Genomic DNA, 20,991 nt, shown 5'->3' with positions numbered 1-20,991 from the left:
CGTATATGGCGAGCCTGTTTCGGGACAAGAGCCTGGCGCACATGCGGTCACCGGAGCACCTGGACGACTACATCCAGGTATCGAACCCGGGCGCCTGGATGATCGTTTTAGCGGTTATCCTGGTGCTTGCCGCCGGTGTCGTGTGGGGGGTGTTCGGAAGACTCGAGGACACCCAGGATGCCGTGATCGTGGTGGGCCGCAACGGGGCGACGTGCTACATGGACTCCGAGAAGGCATCCGACCTGTCACGCGGGGACACCGTGCGGGTCGGTGACGTCTCCGGGACGATCGGATCGGTGGGCGGAACCCCCGTGCTTGCGTCCATGGTGACGGTTCCCGATGCGACGGCTCCCGAAAGCGGCTGGTACGACGTCGGCACGGCATTCATAGAGCTGCCCGTGGGCACCTACGACTGCACGGTCGTCGTCAAGAGCTACTCGCCGTTCGAGCTGTTGTCGGGGGCGTAGATGACCGGCAGGCTCGCCAGGCGGCGCGCCTGTGCCCCCATGCGGGGGCTGGCGCGCCGCATTCCCCAGATCATGCAGATGGAGGCCCTCGAATGCGGGGCCGCCTGCCTTGCCATGGTGTGCGCCTATTACGGAAAATGGCTGCCGCTCGAGGAGGTGCGCCGCGACTGCGGCGTCTCGCGCGACGGCCAGTCGGCCGCGAACATGCTGCGTGCGGCGCGTGCATACGGGTTCGATGCGCAGGGGTTCCGCTATGAGATGGACGCCCTGATCGAAGAGGGCGAGTTCCCCTGCATCGTGCACTGGGGGTTCAACCATTTCGTGGTGCTGCGCGGCTTCAATGGCGCCTTCGCCTATCTGAACGATCCCGCCCGCGGAGAGGTCCGCGTCCCCCTCGAGGAGTTCGACCGGGAGTTCACCGGCATCGTGCTGGCGCTCGAGCCGGGGCCGGAATTCATGCCGGGCGGCGCGCCCGCATCCATCGCCGCCTTTGCCGGCCGTCGCCTCCACGGCACGCGTTCCCTGGTGCTGTTCGTGACCTTGACCTGCGCTATCGTGTCGCTGCTGGGGCTTGTCGCCCCCGCCGTCTCCCAGGTTTTCACCGATCGCATCATCACGGGGACGAATCCCGACTGGCTCGTCCCGTTCGTGGGCGCGCTGGCGATCGCCTACCTGCTGCAGGTGGTCACCTCTGCCCTCAACGCGGTGTACCTGCTGCGCCTGGAGGGCAAGATGGCCGTATCGTCGGCGGCCTCGTTTTTCTGGCATGTGCTGCACCTGCCGATGGAGTTCTTCTCGCAGCGCGCCGCGGGCGACATCATGGCCCGTGCGCAGACGAACGCCGGCATCGCCAAGACCATCGTGGGCATCCTGACCCCGCTTCTGGTGAACGCGGCCATGGTCGTGGCGTATCTCGTGCTCATGGTCGCCTATTCGCCGCTGCTGTCCGCCGTCGGCATCGCGGCGGTTGCCGTCAACGTCGCGATGGCGCTCGTCATCTCGGCGCGCCGCGTCAACATCGCGCGCGTGCAGATGCGCGACGAGGCCAACCTGGCCGCCGCGACCATGGCGGGCATCTCGATGGTCGAGACCCTGAAGGCCTCCGGCGTGGAGACGGGCTTTTTCCGCAGGTGGGCGGGCTTTCAGGCGAACGCCAACGCGCAGACGGTGCGCTATGCGCGCATCGACCAGTATCTCGGCCTGGTTCCGCAGCTCGTGACCTGCACGGCGAACATCGCCGTGCTCGTGTTCGGCGCCTGGCTCATCATCGCGGGCGACTTGTCGGTCGGCATGCTGCTGGCCTTCCAGGGGTTCGCCGCGCAGTTCGCCGCCCCCGTCCAGGGGCTCATCGAGAGCCTGCAGGCCTTTCAGGAGATGCGCACGGACATGGAGCGGCTGAAGGACGTGATGGACTATCCGACCGATCCGCTGTGCGCCGAGGACGAGCCGCAGCGCGACGACGATGCCGCGGGTGAGCGCACGGCCGCGGCGGAGCGCACACCCTCGGCAGAGCGCCCGCCCGCGGCCGGCCTGTTCATGGGGAAGCTGCGCGGCGGCGTGCGGCTCGACCACGTGACCTTCGGCTACTCGCCGCTCGCCGAGCCCCTGCTCGAGGATTTTTCCCTGGACGTGGAGCCGGGCCGAAGCATCGCGCTCGTGGGCCCGTCGGGCTGCGGCAAGTCGACGATCTCCAAGCTCATCTCAGGCCTGTACCGCCCCTGGTCGGGATCGGTGCTGCTCGACGGCACGCCGCTCGAGGAGGTGCCGCGCTCGGCGCGCTGCGCCTCGATCGGGGTGATCGACCAGGACATCACGCTGTTCAACGACACGATCTCGAACAACATCCGCCTGTGGGACGAGTCGATCGAGGATTTCGAGGTCCTGCTCGCCGCCCGCGACGCGCAGGTCCACGACGACATCATGCGGCGCGTCGGCGGCTACGACGGCGTGCTCGCCGAGGGCGGGCGCGACCTGTCGGGCGGCCAGCGGCAGCGCCTGGAGATCGCCCGCGCGCTGGCCGCGGATCCGGTCATCCTCATCATGGACGAGGCGACCAGCTCCTTGGACGCCCAGACGGAGGCGGAGGTCATGCGCGCCATCCGCCGCCGCGGCATCACGCTGATCGTCATCGCGCACCGCCTGTCGGCCATTCGGGACTGCGACGAGATCGTGGTGCTCGATCGCGGCCGGGTGGTCGAGCGGGGAACCCATGATGGGCTCATGGGCGCGGGCGGTCTGTACGAGCGGCTGGTCACGGCGGAGTAGGGGGTGCGCATGGATCTCTTCGAGAGTCAGGTCGAGGCGCGCCGCCGCTTCGACGATGAGCGCCTCGAGCAGGCGCTGCACCGCCTGTCCGACGCGGTGACGGGCGCGCGGACCGCCGAGGGCGCCTCCCGTCTCGTGCAGGCGGGCAGCGCGCTCGATCACGTGCTCGCCTACTACGGGGTCGAGGGCGGCGAGACGCCGCGCGGCGTGAAGAGCATGGACGAGCTCATCCAGCAGCGCCTGCGTTCGACGGGCATCATGTGCCGCCCGGTCCGCCTGTCCGGCGCATGGTACCGCGATGCCATGGGGGCCATGCTCGGCTTTGCCGACGACGGGCTGCCCGTGGCGCTGATCCCGCTGGCGCGCGGCGGCTACCAGTTCATCGACGGCATGGGGCCCGTGCGCGTCAACGAGCGCAGCGCCAAGCGCCTGGCGGACGAGGCCTGGTGCTTCTACCGGCCGCTGCCCCAGCGCGAGCTGGGCGTGCGCGACATCCTGCTGTTCATGGCGCGCTCCCTCGACCGCGGCGACATCATCGCGCTCATCTGCGCGGCCGCCGCCTCGACGGCGCTCGGCATGGTCGCACCGCTCGTGAACCGCATCGTGTTCGGTCCGGTCGTCGAGGCGGGAACGGCGAGCATCATCGCGCCGCTCGCGGTGCTGCTCGTCGGCGTGCTCGTGGCGCAGGTCATCGTGGGCGGGATCAGGCAGATCGTGCTCGCGCGCATCTCGACCAAGCTCAGCGTGCCGCTCGACGCGGCGATGATGATGCGCGCCCTGTCGCTGCCGGCATCGTTTTTCTCGCGCTATCAGACGGGCGATCTGTCCGAGCGCCTGGCCATCGTGGGCGAAGTCGGGCGCCTCATCCAGGATGTCGTGCTGACCGCGCTCCTCAACGCGCTGTTCGCGATGGCCTACGTGGGCCAGATCGCCGCCATCGCGCCGGCCATGGCGGCACCGACCGTCGGGGTGGCGCTGCTCACCACGGCGGTGACCGCGCTGGTCGCCGCCGCGCAGATGCGCGTGACCGCGCGGCGCCTCGACCTCGGGGCCCGCCTGTCGGGTTGGCAGTACGCCCTGATCGAGGGCCTGCAGAAGATCAAGCTCGTCGGTGCCGAGAAGCGCGCGTTCGCCACCTGGGCGAACCTCTACCACCGGCAGGCGCGCCTCACCTACAACGGGCCGGTGCTCACGCGCCTTTCCTCGACGATCCAGATGGCCGTCGCCTCGCTGGGCACGATCGTGTTCTACCTGAGCGCCGCGGCGGGCGGTCTTTCGGTTGCCGAGTACATGGCGTTCACCTCCGCCTACGGCGCGGTCTCCGCCGCGCTTGCGGCGCTCGGCGCGGCGGCGGTCAACATGGCGTGCATCCGTCCGTACCTGTCGATGGCGGATCCGCTGCTCAAGACGGTGCCGGAGACCTCGGAGTCCAAGCGCGCCCTCGAGCGCATGTCCGGCGGGTTCGAGCTCAACCACGTCACGTTCGCCTACGGCGACGACCGGCCGGTGCTGGAGGACCTGACGCTCAAGGTCCGTCCTGGGGAGTACGTCGCGGTCGTGGGCAAGACCGGCTGCGGCAAGTCGACGCTCATGCGCCTGCTGCTCGGGTTCGAGCGGCCCCAGCGTGGCGCGGTCTATTACGACGGGCGCGACCTGGCGAGCGTGGACGCGGGAAGCGTGCGCAAGCGCATCGGCGTGGTGCTGCAGGACGGCAGGCTGTTCGCCGGGAGCATCTACGACAACATCGCCATATCGGCGCCCGGCCTCACCCTCGAGCAGGCCTGGGAGGCCGCCGAGCTCGCGGGCCTCTCCGACGATATCGATGCGATGCCGATGGGCATGAACACGATGGTCACCGAGGGCGGTGGCGGCATGTCGGGCGGGCAGCGCCAGCGCATCATGATCGCGCGCGCCATCGCCGCCAAACCCAAGATCCTCATGTTCGACGAGGCGACGAGCGCACTCGACAACGTGACGCAGAAGATCGTGTCGGACTCGCTCGAGTCGCTGAAGTGCACCAGGCTCGTCATCGCGCACCGCCTGTCGACGATTCGCGCCTGCAGCCGCATCGTCGTGCTCGACGGCGGGCGCATCGTCGAGGACGGCACCTACGACGAGCTCGTCGAGCGCGGCGGGCTGTTCGCCGACCTGGTCGCCCGCCAGCAGGTGTGAATGGGTCATTTGGGGACGGGTTCGTTCCAACCCATCGGTGATCTGCACAGCCGCCGATGGGCTGGAACGAACCCGTCCCCAAATGACCCATCTCCCGGCGGGGTCAAACGAGCCGGACGGGCAACGGAACGAATGCGGTGCCGTTGGGATTGAAAACAGATATTGCGCGCAGTGTGCCGCGGCTGTTCTTTTTCGCTCCTGCTGAAGGTCACGCGGTCAGCCGAAGGCAACCAAACCGCTGGTACCGATAACAATTCCGCAGGACAAAAACTGCCCCAGATCTCGTATGTCTATTCCGGTGTTCGGAGTACAATAATCCTGCATGCGGATTTTTGTCCACTGATGCCATCCAGATCGCCGGAAGGTATCCATGCATGGTAATCACCGGGGGCGGACGCTTCCGGAACATGTACACCCAACTTGAGAGGAGAGGGGTATATGGCGCGTAAGTTCAAGTCTATGGACGGCAACGAGGCGGCCGCATACGTATCGTATGCGTTCACCGAGGTTGCGGGTATCTACCCGATTACGCCGTCCAGCCCTATGGCCGACCATGTCGACCAGTGGGCCGCGCAGGGCAAGAAGAACATCTTCGGTACGCCCGTTAACGTCATCGAGATGGAGTCCGAGGCCGGTGCTGCCGGTACCGTCCACGGTTCGCTCGGTGCCGGTGCTCTGACCACGACCTACACGGCGTCTCAGGGTCTGCTGCTCATGATCCCGAACATGTACAAGATCGCGGGCGAGGGCCTGCCGGGCGTCTTCCACGTGTCCGCCCGCTGCGTCGCCTCCCATGCGCTCAACATCTTCGGCGATCACTCCGACGTCATGGCCTGCCGTCAGACCGGCTTCGCCATGCTCGCCGAGGGCAACGTCCAGGAGGTCATGGACCTCGCTCCCGTGGCGCACCTCGCCGCCATCGAGGGCAAGGTTCCGTTCCTGAACTTCTTCGACGGCTTCCGCACCTCTCACGAGATTCAGAAGGTCGCCGTCTGGGATTACGCCGACCTGGCCGAGATGTGCGACATGGACGCCGTCCAGGCGTTCCGCGATCACGCGCTGAATCCTGAGCACCCCTCCGCGCGCGGCTCTCACGAGGACGGCGACGTCTTCTTCCAGCACCGTGAGGCCTGCAACAAGGCCTACGACGCGCTGCCCGCCGTTGTCGAGGACTACATGGGCAAGATCAATGCCAAGCTCGGCACTGATTACGGCCTGTTCAACTACTACGGCGCTCCCGACGCGGACCGCGTCGTCGTCTGCATGGGCTCCTTCTGCGACACGCTCGAGGAGGTCATCGACTACCTGAACGCCCAGGGCGAGAAGGTCGGCCTGGTCAAGGTCCGTCTGTTCCGTCCGTTCTCCATCAAGCACTTCGTCGACGTGCTCCCCGAGACCGTCAAGAAGATCGCCGTCATGGACCGCACCAAGGAGCCGGGCTCCATCGGTGAGCCCCTGTACCAGGATGTCGTCTCCGCCCTCTACGAGGCTGGCAAGACCGGCATCACCGTCATCGGCGGCCGCTACGGCCTGGGTTCCAAGGACACCACGCCCGCTTCCGCGTTCGCCATCTACGAGGAGCTCAAGTCCGACGCTCCGCGCCGCGAGTTCACCGTCGGCATCGTGGACGACGTCACCAACCTCAGCCTGCCCGAGATGGAGGATGCTCCCAACACGGCGGCCGAGGGCACGATCGAGTGCAAGTTCTGGGGTCTCGGCGGCGACGGTACCGTCGGTGCCAACAAGAACTCCATCAAGATCATCGGCGACCACACCGACAAGTACGTCCAGGCCTACTTCCAGTACGACTCCAAGAAGACCGGCGGCGTCACCATCTCGCACCTGCGCTTCGGTGACTCCCCGATCCGCTCCCCGTACTACATCTCCAAGGCCGACTTCGTGGCGTGCCACAACCCCTCCTACATCGTCAAGGGCTTCAAGATGGTCCGCGACGTCAAGCCCGGCGGCACCTTCCTGGTGAACTGCCAGTGGAATGACGAGGAGTTCTCCGCGCACATGCCCGCCGAGGCCAAGCGCTTCATCGCCAAGAACAACATCAACGTCTACCTGATCGACGCCATCGACCTGGCCGAGAAGGTCGGCATGGGCAAGCGCACCAACACGGTGCTGCAGTCCGCGTTCTTCGCGCTCGCGCAGGTTCTGCCCGCGGCCGACGCCATCGAGTACATGAAGGCCGCCGCCGAGAAGTCCTACGCCAAGAAGGGCCAGGCCATCGTCGAGGCCAACTGGAAGGCCATCGACGCCGGCGCCACCGCGTTCCGCAAGTTCGAGGTGCCCGCCGACTGGGCCGACGCCACCGACGAGGTCGCCGAGCTCTCCGATGCCGAGTGCTCCGCCATCGCCAAGCAGGTCAAGTCCATCATGGAGCCGATCTCCCGCATGCAGGGCGACGAGCTGCCCGTTTCCGCCTTCGCTGGCCACGAGGACGGTCAGTTCCTCACCGGCGCCTCCGCCTTCGAGAAGCGCGGCGTCGCCGTCATGGTTCCGCACTGGGACGAGACCAAGTGCATCCAGTGCAACCAGTGCGCCTACGTCTGCCCGCACGCGACCATCCGTCCGTTCGGTCTGACCGAGGCCGAGATCGAGGCCGCGCCCGAGAACCTGCGCACCCTCGACATCAAGATGCCGAAGGACACCGGCCTCAAGTTCACCATGGCCGTGTCCCCGCTCGACTGCATGGGCTGCACCAACTGCGTCAAGGTCTGCCCCAAGGGCGCCCTCACCATGGTCCCGCAGGAGCAGGAGGCTGCCGAGCAGGCCGTCTTCGATTACTGCGTCGCCGAGGTTTCCGAGAAGCCCGTCCTGCAGGCCAACAACGTCAAGGGCTCCCAGTTCAAGCAGCCTCTGCTTGAGTTCTCCGGTTCCTGCGCCGGCTGCGCCGAGACCGCATACGCTCGCCTCGTGACCCAGGTCTGCGGCGATCGCATGTTCATCTCCAACGCCACCGGCTGCTCCTCCATCTGGGGCAACCCCGCGGCCCGCTGCCCGTACACCACCAACAAGGACGGTCACGGCCCCGCGTGGAACAACTCCCTGTTCGAGGACAACGCCGAGCACGGTCTGGGCCTGGCTCTCGGCTATGAGGCCGTCCAGAACAAGCTCGTGGCCGACACCGAGGCGCTCATCGCTGCCGACGGCACGCCCGAGGACGTGAAGACCACCGGTCAGGCTTGGCTCGACGCCCGCAACGACGCCGAGGCCTCCAAGACCGCCGCTGCGGCCTACGTCGCTGCCCTCGAGGCCTGCGGCTGCGATGCCGCCAAGGCGATCCTGGCCGACAAGTCCTACCTCACCAAGAAGTCCTTCTGGATCTTCGGCGGCGACGGCTGGGCGTACGACATCGGCTTCGGCGGCCTGGACCACGTCCTGGCTTCCGGCCACAACATCAACGTCTTCGTCTTCGACACCGAGGTCTACTCCAACACCGGTGGCCAGGCTTCCAAGGCTTCGAACCTCGGCCAGGTTGCTCAGTTCGCCGCTGCTGGTAAGGCCATCAAGAAGAAGAGCCTCGCCGAGATCGCTATGAGCTACGGCTACGTCTACGTGGCGCAGGTCGCCATGGGCGCCAACCCGGCTCAGACCCTCAAGGCCATCCAGGAGGCCGAGGCCTACGACGGTCCGTCGATCGTCATCGGCTACAGCCCCTGCGAGATGCACTCCATCAAGAAGGGCGGCATGCAGAACTGCCAGATGGAGATGAAGAAGGCTGTCGACTGCGGTTACTGGAACCTCTTCCGCTTCAACCCCGCTGCGGACAAGAAGTTCACCCTCGACTCCAAGGAGCCGAAGGGCGGTTATCAGGAGTTCCTGATGAACGAGGCCCGCTATGCTTCCCTGACCCGCTCCTTCCCGGAGCGCGCCGAGGAGCTGTTCGCCGAGAACGAGCAGGCCGCTATGGACCGCTATCAGCACCTGCTGAAGCTCAACGCTCTGTACAACGAGTAAGAGCGCACCTCGCGTCTGACCGATCGTCAACGTGATGCAAGGGCCCCGGAGCATCTGCTCCGGGGCCCTTTTTGCGCTGCGTGACCAACAAGCAGGATCGTGTCTTGGTTCATTCATGAACGAAGACGGCCCAAAACGGCATTTTCGCAGGAAAGCAATTACTAACCCATCTCTTCATTCATGAATGAACAGGGCAAGGGTTCATGCCAGTGAGTGCAGAAGGAATCGACATAAGCGGCAACGAGGCTATAACCTGCGCTGTTGGAATCCGGTAAGATTCCACTGGTATAAAATCAATCTCTTTAGCAATAACCAACTTCATATTAAAGTTGAACTAGTATGATGCATATGGAACATTACGCGCAAAGGAGATGCAGCGGGGCTACCTAAGAGGAGCTGGTGAGGCAATGGTGAAAGGGACGATCGGGGACTCGAATCTGGTTCTTTGCGATGCGCACGGTCTGGCCTACTGGTTTGGCGCGCAGGAGGTGACGCGCACGATAAGCCCGAATGCGTACGTGTCCACGGTGGAAAACATGGTGGCCCCGTCGAAGCTTCCAGTAGACGTCCTGGAACGCCTGGGAGTTCGCTCGACCCCCATTCACGTACTTGTTGACGAGCATAAACGACAGCGGTTCTCAAATCAGGTTCTTGCGCATCTCTGGAGACCTCCGTATCCGGAGAAGACGTTTGTACGGATCGCACCGAACGTCTATGTGCTCTCTCCCATCGCGTGCCTTATGAAAGCATCGCTTTCTATGAGCGACGTCTCGATTCTCAAATGCCTATATCAGTTAACAGGAACTTATAGATACAGCAAAGACGGCCTTCGTGAGCGCCCGCCTCTCATGACGGTTGAAGAGGCAAAGGAGTATCTCGATGCGGCACAGGGAATTCGCGGGGCAAGGAAAGTGCGAACACTCCTCAATTTCGTCGTCGATGGGGCTGCCTCTCCTGAGGAAGCGAACGTTGTGATCGTGTTGGTGCTGCCGGGGCATATGGGGGGATACGGGTTACCGCTTCCCACCATGAACGAGCCTGTGGTCGCCTGTAAAGCCGGTGAACAGGAGGAACGCCGTCCAGATATCCTCTGGAAGGAATTCATGCTCATTGTCGAATATCTGGGCGATGAGTTTCACAACCGAAGCGACCGCTTCGGTCTTGATGCAGCGCGGAAGGCCCATCTGCTGGAAGCAGGATATACCGTACTTGACCTTACACGGTATCAAACGCTCAGAAAAAACGAGTTGGAATCGGTTGTGGCAACGATTAGTAAGCATATGGGCCTGAAGCCGATGCGCCAGACCAAGGAATTTCAAAGCAAGAATGCCGAGCTTAGACAAGAGCTCTTCGGGACGAAAACGGTGTAGGGGCCTTTGAGGTGCCATCCGCGAATCGGCGGCGTTGTTCATTCATGAACGAAGACGGCCCAAAACGGCGTTTCCGCAAGAAAGCAATGACTAACCCACCTCTTCATTCATGAATGAAGAGGTGGGTTAGTAAAAGAAGGCTCTAAACGGCGCAAGGTCTGCCGTGCTACAGCGTGCAGACGTTGCGCGGCGTGCCGTTGAGGTAGGCGAGCACGTTGTCGAACTCGATGACGGCGCGGCGCTCCATGGCCTCTTCGGTCAGGAAGCCCACGTGCGGCGTGAGCACGACGTTATTGGCCGAGAGCAGCTTGTAGGAGGGGTCGAGCGGCGGCTCGGTGTCGAAGACGTCGATGCCCGCACCCGCCAGATGGCCGGAGTTGAGCGCGTCGGCCAGCGCGTCGTTGTCGACGATGGCGCCGCGTGCGCAGTTGATGAACACCGCACCGTCCTTCATCTGCGCGAACTGGTCGGCGCCGAAGGTCTTGCGGGTCGTGTCGTTCAGCGGTAGATGCAGGCTCACGATATCGCTGCGCGAGAGTAGCTCGTCGAGGCCGACGAACGTGATACCGGCCTCCTGTGCGGCGTAGCTCTTGTGGCGCGCGTAGCCGAGCACGTCGGCTCCGAACGCGCGGAAGAGCTTGGCAGCCTGGATGCCGATATGACCCGTGCCCACGATGCCGACGGTCCTGCCGTGGATCTCCCGGCCGACGAGGCCTGCGGAGGTGCCGCCGTTGCGTGCGGCCGCGTCGCCTTCCGCCACACGGCGGAGCACGTCGATAGTCAGGCCGATGGTGAGCTCTGCGACCGAGACGTCGGAGTAGCCGGCGCAGTTGCAGACGGCGATATTGCGCTCGCGGCAGGCATCGAGCCCCACGTGATCGATGCCGGTGAAGGCGACGGCGATCATCTTGAGGTTGTCCGCGCCCTCGATCACGCGCGCGGGGTAGGGGTTGTTGGCGATCATGACCACATCGGCGTCAGCGGAGCGGCGCGCAAGCTCGTCGGCATCGGTCGTCTTGGTGTCGTAGTACGTAAACGTATGGCCCGCCTCCTCCAACGGACGGGCCAGCTCGGCGATGCGATCGGCGGAGACACCGAGCGGTTCAAGCAATGCGATCTTCATGGATAGCTCCAATCGAAAAAGGGGTGGATAGGACAAGGAACCGAACCGTTACGCGTCTGCTGCCGTCTGCGCGTCCAGGAAGGCGAGGGCCGCCGCGTAAGCCTGGGCTCCGGCGGGGTTGGACGTGTCGCGGTTGAAATCATGCTCGAGGTAGTAGGCAGTCATCATGCGCGCGTTCGGGGCCGCCCGCGAGAGCGTCTTCGACGTCTTGAAGGGAACGTCCTGATCATCGGTGCTCGCCGCGATGAAGGTCGGCGGCAGGGCGGCGATGTCGTCAGAGGAGAGCGAGAGGGCAGGCTCGTCGTCAGGGGCGACGCCGAGCATCTCCATCCAGGTGCCCTGCTGGCGCGCGTAGACATACAGCGAGAAACGCGTCACCTTGGGTCCCGACGTCACAAGCGCGCCGGGCTTTCCGCCGTCAAGCCCGGCCCCGGCTCCGACAAGGTGTACTACCCCGGCGAGCGCGCCCTCATCCGCAAGGCCAAGTGCGACGCCGCCGGCGGGATCGAGATCGTCGACGACATCTACGAGTACCTCACGTCCGACAAGCTCTACATCCACAGCTGGGATCACAAGAACCGCTTCGCCGAGTAGCGTTTCTCGTCCCGTAGGGTTTCCCTCTCTGCCCGTATTCGATTTGCCTCTCCTTTCATCAAAAGCCCTGCCCTGCGTCATATGCCCGGGCAGGGCTTTTTGCGTGCGTTCGCGGGGCGCGGCGGCACGACATGGAAATCGTTCAGCGATTCTTAAGCATGGTCGTCGTACTTAAGAAAACCTATCTAGTGTGTGGGAAATATGGTGGGTCAAGCATTTTCGCTTCCTCTGAAATATGGGTCAGGTTCGGGTAGAAGAAGGTCACCAGGGGGCTCTCGGAACTTCGATTCACGAAGAAGGGCCCTGTTTGTTGAGGTGATATGTATGCAGATGTTCGACTCCGATTTTGACTACAAGGGCGATTTCATAGACCGGTGGAACAGCCGTATCAAGCAGGCCAAGGCGGCGATGGGCGTTTTGGGAGCCCTGCTCGTCGTCGCGGGCGTCTTCAGCGCGGTGGCCCCGTACAGCCTGTACTCGTTCATCCAGGTGCTCGCTGGCGTGGCCCTGTTCGTCCACGGCGGCGTCCAGGTGATCTCCTACTTCGGCACGCCTGAGTTCTTCCGCAGCTCGGCGCTGATCGTCTCCGGCATCCTGAACGCGCTGCTCGGCATCATGTTCCTGCTGCTGCCCGTCTACCTGACCGCTAGCACGCTGGTGTTCCTGCTCGCGTTCCTCTTCATCCTGACGGGCTTCGAGCGCATCTCCTTTGCGCGCCAGATGAAGTACTTCGGCCTGCCCAACTCCACGGCGGGCACGGTGACCGGCGTCATCAACGTCATCTTGGGCGCCATGTTCATCGCCATGCCGCTGTACTCGAGCCTCGTGCTCGGATACGTGCTTGCCGCATACCTGGTCATCGCCGGCATCACGCTGCTGGTCGAGGCGGTGTCCATGAAGCGCATCGACCGCTGAAGGCACCGCTCGACAGCACGGTAAACATTGCTTTCCCCTTCCTCACGGTCCCGCATTCCCGCATGCGGGGCCGTGTCATTTTGAGGGGCGCTCCAAGATTCCTGCCGCACTCCCATCGACCCGTTCATTCATGAATGAGTACGGGGGTCAATCAAGCGAATCCTGGGCAAACGTCGAAAAGGACCCCGTTCATTCATGAATGAGCAGGGTCCGAATCCGGGGAAGCATCGGCTCATTCGCGGCGTCTCGTTTTCAAAAACCGACGCACGGGGTACAAGTGGACCAACCTTCGACTCCGGAAAGGACGGTTGTACCCATGAAATGCCCAGTATGCAAGGACGTGACGTTGCTGATGTCCGAGAAGAACGGCGTTGAGATCGACTACTGCCCTGAGTGTCGCGGCATCTGGCTCGATCGCGGCGAGCTCGACAAGATCGTCGAGCGGGCGCGCAGCGCGCAGCGCGAGTACGCGGCCTACGAGGAGGATCGTCGAGACGACCGCCGCTACGATGACCGCCGTTACGATGACAAACGCTACGATGACCGCCGCGAGCGCGAGTACCGCGAGTACAAGAAAAAGAAGAAGAGCAGTCCCATGTCGGCATTCGGTGACATCATGGAGATCTTCGGCGGCGGGGACGATTAGCCTCCCGATCGCCGCGCGAACGCAATGGGCGCCCGCGGGACATCTTTTGGAGATGCCCCGCGGGCGCCTTTTTGTGCGATTCGCACGACGCCGCATGCATGTCGACACGTCGGCGTCGGGCGCGCTATGCGTCGACGGAGCCCGTCATGCCGTCGCCCATGCGCCAGGCGCGCGCCGAGGCGCAGGTGCCCTCGATCGTCACGCTCAGCGCATCTGCAACGGGGAACCAGCGCGTCGACATCACGGCGCGGCCGCCCTCGGCAAAGATCTCGACAGCGGAGCCGTCGACGAGAACGCGCAGGTCGCCCATGCGGTCGAGCGGAAGCGCCCTGCGCGTGCGGCCGGCTCCGAGAGCGTCGGCCCCCTCCGTGAACGTGCAGGACAGCTCGTGCCCGTCGAAGGCGATCTCAAGCCCGCCGTCGAGGGTGAGGCGCAGCGGGCCTTCGATCCCGGTCAGCTCGATGTCTGCGCGCTGTCCGGAAAACACCATGGTTCCCGGGGCGATGAGGAGCTCCTCGGCCTCGCGCAGGCGCTCAAGCTCCGGGACGGGTGTCTGCGCGATGGCGCCGTCGTCCAGACGCGTGAGCACGCGCGGGACGGTGAGGCAGTGGCACCACGGCAGGCCGTCGGGCGCGCTTTCGAACGGGGCCTCGGGCATGCCCATCCACCCGATGAGCACGGTGCGCCCGGATTCATCGACGAAGGTCTGCGGGGCGTAGAAGTCGAACCCGGCGTCCCAACGGCGAAACGCGCCGGTGTCGATGGATACCCCGGGGGTGCTGAGGTCGGAGCCTTCGGGCAGCGGCGCATATCCGGACTGGTCGCGCATCCCGTTTGCCCAGGGAAGCCCCTCCATGCCCTGGGGGCAGAAGGAGAGATAGGTGCGGCCGTCGAGGACGATGCGGTCGGGGCATTCCCACATGTAGCCGAACGGCTCGGAAGAGCGAAGCTCGTTCGCCACCGTCCAGGCGACGCCGTCCTCGGAGCTCATGAGCAGGATGATGCCGCGATCGGAGGTGTCGCGTGCGCCGAGGATCATCCACCAGCGCCCCTCGCCTCGCCAGACTTTCGGGTCGCGCACGTGGCAGGTGCAGTTGGAGGGGTAGTCCTCGTTGCGCAGGATGACGCGCTTCGATCCCAAGCTCATCGCGTCGTCGCTTTCGATGAGGATCTGGGTGGCGCGCCTGCCGGTGCGGATGTAGTCGAAGTCCCCCGGCTCCTTGACGTTGCCCGTGTAGTACAGCCGCAGCCGGTCGCCGCCGTCTGAGGCGGCGCCGGGCATCACCACGGCGCAGCCGGAGTACGATCCGGTGGCCTCCTCCGGCGTGTCCGGCGCGATGGCCATGCCGTGATGGCGCCAGTGCACGAGGTCTTCGCTGGTGAAATGGCCCCAGCCGCGCGGCGCGTTCGGCGCCGGCCAATCGGGGCTGTACTGATGGAAGACGTGGTAGGTGCCGCGGAATTGGCACAGTCCGTTGGGATCGTTGAGCCAGCCGACGGGCGGCATGAGGTGAAATCCCATCCTCCAGCGCGTGCGTGCCATGTGAATCCTTTCAAGCGCGGGCATCGGATGACCGCATGGGGTATCCGGTGCCCGCAGGGAGGGGTTTTACTTGACGGTGATGATCGGGTCGCCCACGGCAACCGTGTCATGCGCAACGGGCGCGACGCTCTCATAGCTGGCCGTGTTGGTGATGATCACGGGCGTGACCGTGTCGAGGCCCTGCGCCTTGATGTAGTCGAGATCGATATCCATCAGCAGCTGGCCCGCCTCGACGTGGTCGCCCACCTTCACATGGGCGGTAAAGGGCTTGCCCTCGAGCGTGACGGTGTCGATGCCGATGTGCATGAGGACCTCGGTGCCGGCGTCGGTGTTCATGCCCACCGCATGCCCGGTCTCAGCGAGCACGATGATGGTGCCGGATGCGGGGGCGTACAGCTTGCCCTCGGACGGGACGATGGCGATGCCGCCGCCCATGGCCTCGCTGGCGAACACGGGGTCGGAGACCTCGGACATGGCGATGGCCTGGCCGGACATGGGCGCCGCGAGCGTTGCGGCCTGGGCCGAGGAGGGCTGCGCCTGGTCGATGGCGGCGACGGCGGCGTTCGCGGCGGCAGACGAGAGGGCTGCGGCCTCCGCCTCGTCGCGAGCGGGCGCGGTGACGGCCGCCTGGACCGTGGCGCCTCCGGCGGTCTCAGGCTCGGGATCCTTGTAGAGCATGAAGGAGAGGCCGAAACTGACGAGCGCCGCGATGGCGAGCATGATGATGTACTGGACCGGCTGGTTGAGGCACAGCAGGATGCCGAAGATGCCGGTTACGCCGGTGCCGTTGGCTGCGAGGCCCGAGATGGAGGCGAACATGGCGCCCAGGCCGCCGCCGATGCAGCCGGCCACGAAGGGCTTGAAGAAGCGCAAGTTCACGCCGAAGATCGCGGGCTCGGTGATGCCCATGAAGGCGGACAGCGAAGAGGGGAGCGCAAGCGAGCGCGTCTTGACGTTGCGGGTCTTGAGGGCGACGGCGAGCGCGGCTCCGGCCTGGCCGATGTTGGCGGCGCTGGCGAGCGGCAGCCAGTAGGTCACGCCGTAGCTTGCGATCTGGCCGAGGTCGATGGTGGTGTACATCTGATGGATGCCGGTGACGACGGTCGGCGCGTAGAGGGCGCCCATGATGAGCGAGCCGAGGCCGAGCGGCAGGGTGAGCAGCAGCTGGATGGCTCCGAGGATGGCGTTTTCCGCCCACACGAAGACGGGGCCGACGGCGAGCATGACGATGTAGGCCGTGGCGGCGACGGAGACGAGCGGGGTCACGAACAGATCGAAGGCTTCGGGCACGACCTTGTGCAGGCGCTTCTCGATGAACGCGAGGATGCCGGCCGCGATGACGATGGGGATGACGTGCCCCTGGTAGCCGGTCCAGTCGATGCTGTAGAGTCCGGGGATGACCGTGTAGGTCTGCAGCACGCCGTCGGTGGCGACGGTGTTGGCGTTCTGCAGGCCGGGGTTGATGAGCAGCATGCCCATGACCGCGCCCAGGTAGGGGTTGGCGCCGAACGCCTTGGCGGCGGAGAAGCCGATCAGGATCTGCAGGAACGTGAACGCGGTGTTCGACACGAGGTTCAGGATCTGATACCAGGCGTTGTTGGTGTCGAGCGTGATGAAGCCGTTGGAGTCCATGAAGGACAGGGCGCTCAGGATGCCGAGCAGCAGGCCGGAGGCGACGATGGCCGGGATGATGGGGACGAAGACGTCGCCCAGCAGCTTGATGGCGCGCATGAACGGGTTTTTCTGCTGTTCGGCCGCGGCGGCCTTTGCCTCCGCCTTGGTGGCGGCGGTGATGTTGCCGAGCTTGATGAACTCGTCGTAGACCTTGTTGACGGTGCCCGTGCCGTAGATGACCTGCAGCTGGCCGGAAGCCTGGAAATTGCCCTTGGCGCCTTCCGCGTTGTCGACGGCCTGCTGGTTGATCTTCGAGTCGTCGGCAATGACGAGACGCAGGCGCGTCGCGCAGTGCGCTGCGGAGACGACGTTGCCCGGGCCACCGATGGCGTCCAAGATTTCTTGGGCGGCCTTGGTGTAATCGAGTGCCATGGAAACCCCTTTCGCTGACTGAATATGGGAACGCTCTCATATGTAATCGTTCTCACAATTTCAGTAATACTTCATTGCTGCGGGATTTGCCTATGTGAAATCGATTCCAGTTTTGAACGGTCGCTATGCGTCGGTGAACGGTATCCGGCGCATGCCGTCAGCGCGTGGACGCGCGCCTGACGATCTCGTAGGCCATCTTGACCGTGCGCGCGACGGTGTCATCGCCCGACATGGTGCCGAGCAGCATCTTCGCAGCCTCCTGCCCGGAGGTCTTGTAATGGTGGTGCACCGTGGTGAGCCGCGGGGTGACGACCTGCGCGAGCTCGCTGTCGCCCACGCCGGTCACCTGGACATCCTCGGGGACGCGCAGACCGTGCTCGTGCAGGTAGGTCAAGGCGCCGAATGCGATGGAGTCGGTCGCGCACACGATCGCATCGGTATGGGGGCGGGCCTGCATGATGGCCTCGGCGCAGGAATAACCGGAGTCCACGGTGAACTCGGCGAGCTCCTGGGCATCCTCGGGCACCTCGACGCCGCACTCGCGGCAGGCGTCCAAAAAGCCACGATGGCGCATCTCGCCTGCGGAAACGTCCTCCTCGAGCACGCCGATGTATGCCGGTGCCTTTGCGGTGGCGAGGACCTGGCCGGTCAGTTCGCGCACCGCCTCGTAGTCGTCCTGGTACACGCACGAATAGCCCGAAAGGCTCTGGTCGAGCACGACGAGCGGCGTGTTCAGCTCCTTCAGGGCCGCCAGGTGGGCGGGAGTGAAGATGGTGGCGACCAGGATGACGCCGTCGACCTGCCGGCGCTCGGAGAACAGGCGCATGAACTCGACCTCGCGTGCCGCATCGTTGTCGGTGTTCGCCAAAAGCACCTGGTAGCCGGCATCGTTGAGCACCGGCGTGATGCCGGAAACCATGCGGGAGACGGACGCGGAGTTGATCTTGGGGATGATGACGCCCACGATATCGGTCTTGCCCGTGCGCAGCACCTTCGCCTGGCGGGAGGGAACGTAGCCGGTCTTGTCGATGACGCGCTTGATGGCCGCGCGCTTCTCCTGGGAGACATAGCCGTCGTTGAAGTAGCGCGAGACCGTGGCGCGCGAGACGCCTGCCATCTGGGCGATCTGATTGATATCCATGCTCGTTCCTTCCGTCGTGCGCTTGCATTGTACCGCAGGGGCTGAGAAGGATTTCACAGCAGAGCGGGCGTTTCGGAACGCACAGCCGCCCGCGCCGCCCAGCCCGTCGCGATGGCCGCTTGCGTGCGCGTGGTTCTATACTGGGGAAGACGAAAAAGGGGGAGCGGATGAAGCGCAGCGATCACTATCTGCAGCCAACGCATATCCAGGTGCGCGGGGCGCGCGTGCACAACCTCAAGAACATCGACGTGGATATCCCGCTCGGACAGCTCGTGGGGATCGCGGGCGTGTCGGGATCGGGCAAAAGCTCGCTCGCGCTTGGCACGCTGTACGCGGAGGGCAGCCGCCGCTACCTGAATGCGCTGTCCACCTATACGCGCCGGCGCATCTCCCAGACGGGGCGCGCCACCGTGGACGAGGTGCTTCACGTTCCCGCGGCGCTCGCCTTGCGCCAGAGGCCCGGCATCCCCGGCGTGCACTCCACGTTCGGCACATCCACCGAGCTGCTCAACTACCTGAGGCTCATGTTCTCGCGGCTCGGCAGCCATGCGTGCCCGCACTGCGGCGCGCACGCGGAGCCCTCCATGAACGTGGCGCTCATGCTGCCCATCACCTGCCCTTCGTGCGGGCGGGAGTTCTTTGGGCCCGGTGCGGAGGACCTTGCGTTCAACAGCGGCGGGGCATGTCCCACCTGCGGCGGAACCGGTGTGGTGCGCCGCGTGGACGAGTCGTCTTTGGTGCCCGACGAGTCGCTGAGCATCGACGAGGGCGCGGTCGCCCCGTGGAACACCCTCATGTGGGACCTCATGAAGCAGGTGGCGCGCGAGATGGGCGTCCGCACCGACGTGCCGTTCTCCCAGCTCACGCCCGAGGAGCGTGACATCGTGTTCCACGGGCCGGCGGAAAAGAAGCACATCCTGTACAAGGCCAAGAAAGGAGACAACTTCGCGGAGCTCGACTTCACGTACTTCAACGCGGTGTACACGGTCGAAAACGCACTGGCGAAGGCGAAGGACGAGAAGGGCCTCGCGCGCGTGGCGAGGTTTCTCAAGGAGGAGGTCTGCCCCGACTGCCGCGGAACGCGCCTGTCCGAGCGGGCGCGCGGCCCGGTGATCGACGGCATGACGCTTGCCGACGCCACGGCGCTGACGCTCGATGAGCTCGCGACGTGGGTGCCGGGCGTGCCCGCGCTCATGCCGGAAGCCATGCGCCCTATGGCCCAGACGATCTGCGACGAGATGGCCGAGCCCATGTGCCGCCTGCAGCAGCTCGGGTTGGGCTACCTGTCGCTCGACCGCGCAAGCTCGACGCTCTCGACGGGCGAGCGCCAGCGCGTGCAGCTGGCGCGTGCCGTGCGCAATCGCACCTGCGGGGTGCTCTACGTGCTCGATGAGCCGTCGATCGGCCTGCACCCCTCGAATGTGGAGGGCCTGCTCGGCGTGGTGGACGACCTGCTCGCCGACGGCAACTCGGTCGTGCTCGTCGACCATGACGTGCGCGTCTTGCGCCATGCGGACCATATCGTCGAGATCGGCCCGGGGTCGGGTGCCGCGGGCGGTCGGGTGATCGCCCAGGGGGCCGTCGACGACATCGTCGCATCGCCGGCGACGCGTATCGGGCCGTATCTGTCCGGTGCGCGGCGGGTGAGCGTGCGCGAGCGCGCGGAGGGGTCGAACCTGTTCGCGTACGGTCGCATCCACCTCGACACGGATGCGATCCATACGGTCAAACCGCTCTCGGTCGATATCCCGCGCGGGCGGCTGACCGCCGTGACGGGGGTTTCCGGCTCCGGCAAGACCACGCTGGTGCTGGAGAGCCTCATTCCGGCCCTGCGCGCCGCCATCGCGGGCGAGACGCTCCCGGCGCACGTGCACGGCGTCGAGGTGGACGGCATCGCGCGGGCGAACCTCATCGACGCGACGCCCATCGGCGCCAACGTGCGCTCGACCGTGGGGACCTACTCCGGTGTCCTGGACGACCTGCGCCGTGCGTACGCCAAGACCGCGGATGCGCGCGAGCGCGGCCTCAAGGCGGGCGCGTTTTCGTACAACACGGGATCGCTGCGCTGTCCCACGTGCGACGGCACGGGTCAGATCTCGCTTGATGTGCAGTTCCTGCCCGACGTGGACATCCCTTGTCCCGACTGCGGCGGCGCGCGTTATGGGCGCGAGGCGTACGACATCAAGCTCGCGGGTGACATCTCGTTGCCGGAGCTTTTGTCCTACACGGTCGACCAGGCGTCCGAGGTCCTCGCGGAGACCACGTTGCGCACGGTCAAGTCCAAGCTGAGGATTCTGCACGATCTGGGTCTTGGGTATCTCACGCTTGGGGAGGCGACGCCTGCGCTCTCGGGCGGCGAGGCCCAGCGTCTGAAGCTCGCCAGCGAGCTCACGCGCAAGCAGAACGACGCCCTGTTCGTGTTCGACGAGCCCACCATCGGCCTGCACCCCCTCGACGTCGAGGTGCTGCTCGGCGTGCTGCAGCGGCTGATCGACAACGGCGCCACGGTGGTCGTGATCGAGCACGATCTGGATATGATCGCCAACGCGGACTATATCGTCGACATGGGCCCGGGCGGTGGAGAGGGCGGCGGGCGCATCGTGTGCGCCGGCACGCCGGAAGAGGTCGCCGCCTGCCCGGGAAGCATAACCGGGCGCTATATCGCAGAGGAGCTAGCGCGGTGACCGGGCGAGATGGGAGGCGGGACGTAGCGTCGCGCAACGGCTTGGTGTCCGCGGCCTCG

The 20,991-nt window shown here is 65.2% G+C and carries 14 protein-coding genes; 9 read left to right on the top strand and 5 right to left on the bottom strand.

Annotated elements, in window-relative coordinates; translation table 11 throughout:
- Positions 1-5 precede the first annotated feature (5 nt).
- The 5 genes from QVN30_RS04155 to QVN30_RS04135 all read left to right on the top strand — a co-directional run bounded on the left by QVN30_RS04155 (position 6) and on the right by QVN30_RS04135 (position 10,240).
- A complete protein-coding gene (locus QVN30_RS04155; RefSeq protein ID WP_066828940.1) occupies positions 6-467 on the top strand; it encodes a hypothetical protein in 462 nt (153 codons plus the stop codon).
- Complete coding sequence (locus tag QVN30_RS04150; protein WP_289835570.1) at positions 468-2,732, top strand: NHLP family bacteriocin export ABC transporter peptidase/permease/ATPase subunit; 2,265 nt, start codon at positions 468-470, stop codon at positions 2,730-2,732.
- Between the two features lie 9 nt (positions 2,733-2,741).
- Entirely contained in the window at positions 2,742-4,904 is a 2,163-nt protein-coding gene (locus QVN30_RS04145; protein WP_204540070.1) for an ATP-binding cassette domain-containing protein, read from the top strand.
- A 438-nt stretch (positions 4,905-5,342) separates the two neighbouring features.
- Positions 5,343-8,870 carry a pyruvate:ferredoxin (flavodoxin) oxidoreductase gene (gene nifJ, locus QVN30_RS04140; protein WP_204540068.1) on the top strand — a complete coding sequence of 1,176 codons (3,528 nt, stop codon included), beginning with the start codon at positions 5,343-5,345 and terminating at the stop codon, positions 8,868-8,870.
- A 371-nt stretch (positions 8,871-9,241) separates the two neighbouring features.
- Complete coding sequence (locus tag QVN30_RS04135) at positions 9,242-10,240, top strand: putative endonuclease domain-containing protein (RefSeq protein WP_204540066.1); 999 nt, start codon at positions 9,242-9,244, stop codon at positions 10,238-10,240.
- A 166-nt stretch (positions 10,241-10,406) separates the two neighbouring features.
- Here QVN30_RS04135 and QVN30_RS04130 read toward each other — a convergent pair whose 3' ends face one another.
- Together QVN30_RS04130 and QVN30_RS04125 are read right to left on the bottom strand one after the other, a co-directional pair.
- Positions 10,407-11,363: a 2-hydroxyacid dehydrogenase gene (locus QVN30_RS04130; protein ID WP_289835569.1), complete on the bottom strand. Its 957-nt coding sequence runs from the start codon at positions 11,361-11,363 to the stop codon at positions 10,407-10,409.
- A 48-nt stretch (positions 11,364-11,411) separates the two neighbouring features.
- On the bottom strand, positions 11,412-11,741 hold the full coding sequence (locus tag QVN30_RS04125; RefSeq protein ID WP_289835568.1) for a hypothetical protein: 330 nt from the start codon (positions 11,739-11,741) through the stop codon (positions 11,412-11,414).
- A gap of 66 nt (positions 11,742-11,807) precedes the next feature.
- Between QVN30_RS04125 and QVN30_RS04120 the strand changes: the two genes are divergently transcribed.
- The 3 genes from QVN30_RS04120 (at position 11,808) to QVN30_RS04110 (ending at position 13,518) form a co-directional block, all read left to right on the top strand.
- Positions 11,808-11,957 (top strand): hypothetical protein, encoded by a 150-nt coding sequence (locus QVN30_RS04120; RefSeq protein ID WP_229254107.1) that lies wholly within the window; start codon positions 11,808-11,810, stop codon positions 11,955-11,957.
- A gap of 324 nt (positions 11,958-12,281) precedes the next feature.
- Positions 12,282-12,872 (top strand): HdeD family acid-resistance protein, encoded by a 591-nt coding sequence (locus QVN30_RS04115; protein ID WP_289835567.1) that lies wholly within the window; start codon positions 12,282-12,284, stop codon positions 12,870-12,872.
- Between the two features lie 316 nt (positions 12,873-13,188).
- Complete coding sequence (locus QVN30_RS04110; RefSeq protein WP_273343530.1) at positions 13,189-13,518, top strand: TFIIB-type zinc ribbon-containing protein; 330 nt, start codon at positions 13,189-13,191, stop codon at positions 13,516-13,518.
- Between the two features lie 124 nt (positions 13,519-13,642).
- Here QVN30_RS04110 and QVN30_RS04105 read toward each other — a convergent pair whose 3' ends face one another.
- The 3 genes from QVN30_RS04105 to QVN30_RS04095 form a co-directional block, all read right to left on the bottom strand.
- Positions 13,643-15,061, bottom strand: a complete 1,419-nt coding sequence (locus QVN30_RS04105) for a glycoside hydrolase family 32 protein (protein WP_289835566.1) — start codon at positions 15,059-15,061, stop codon at positions 13,643-13,645.
- A 66-nt stretch (positions 15,062-15,127) separates the two neighbouring features.
- Positions 15,128-17,107 carry a PTS sucrose transporter subunit IIABC gene (locus tag QVN30_RS04100; RefSeq protein ID WP_289835565.1) on the bottom strand — a complete coding sequence of 660 codons (1,980 nt, stop codon included), beginning with the start codon at positions 17,105-17,107 and terminating at the stop codon, positions 15,128-15,130.
- Positions 17,108-17,264: 157 nt separating this feature from the next.
- Positions 17,265-18,248: a LacI family DNA-binding transcriptional regulator gene (locus tag QVN30_RS04095; RefSeq protein WP_204588325.1), complete on the bottom strand. Its 984-nt coding sequence runs from the start codon at positions 18,246-18,248 to the stop codon at positions 17,265-17,267.
- Between the two features lie 167 nt (positions 18,249-18,415).
- On the opposite strand from QVN30_RS04095, the gene QVN30_RS04090 reads away from it, so the two are divergent.
- The gene (locus tag QVN30_RS04090) at positions 18,416-20,932 is read left to right on the top strand and encodes an excinuclease ABC subunit UvrA (RefSeq protein ID WP_289835564.1); all 2,517 of its coding nucleotides are present in this window, start codon (positions 18,416-18,418) and stop codon (positions 20,930-20,932) included.
- The last annotated feature ends 59 nt before the right edge of the window (positions 20,933-20,991 follow it).

Source organism: Collinsella ihumii (assembly GCF_030385545.1).
GTDB classification, from domain to species: domain Bacteria; phylum Actinomycetota; class Coriobacteriia; order Coriobacteriales; family Coriobacteriaceae; genus Collinsella; species Collinsella ihumii.
Note: the sequence above shows the minus strand (reverse complement) of the source record. Positions and strands in the feature narration are given on the sequence as shown.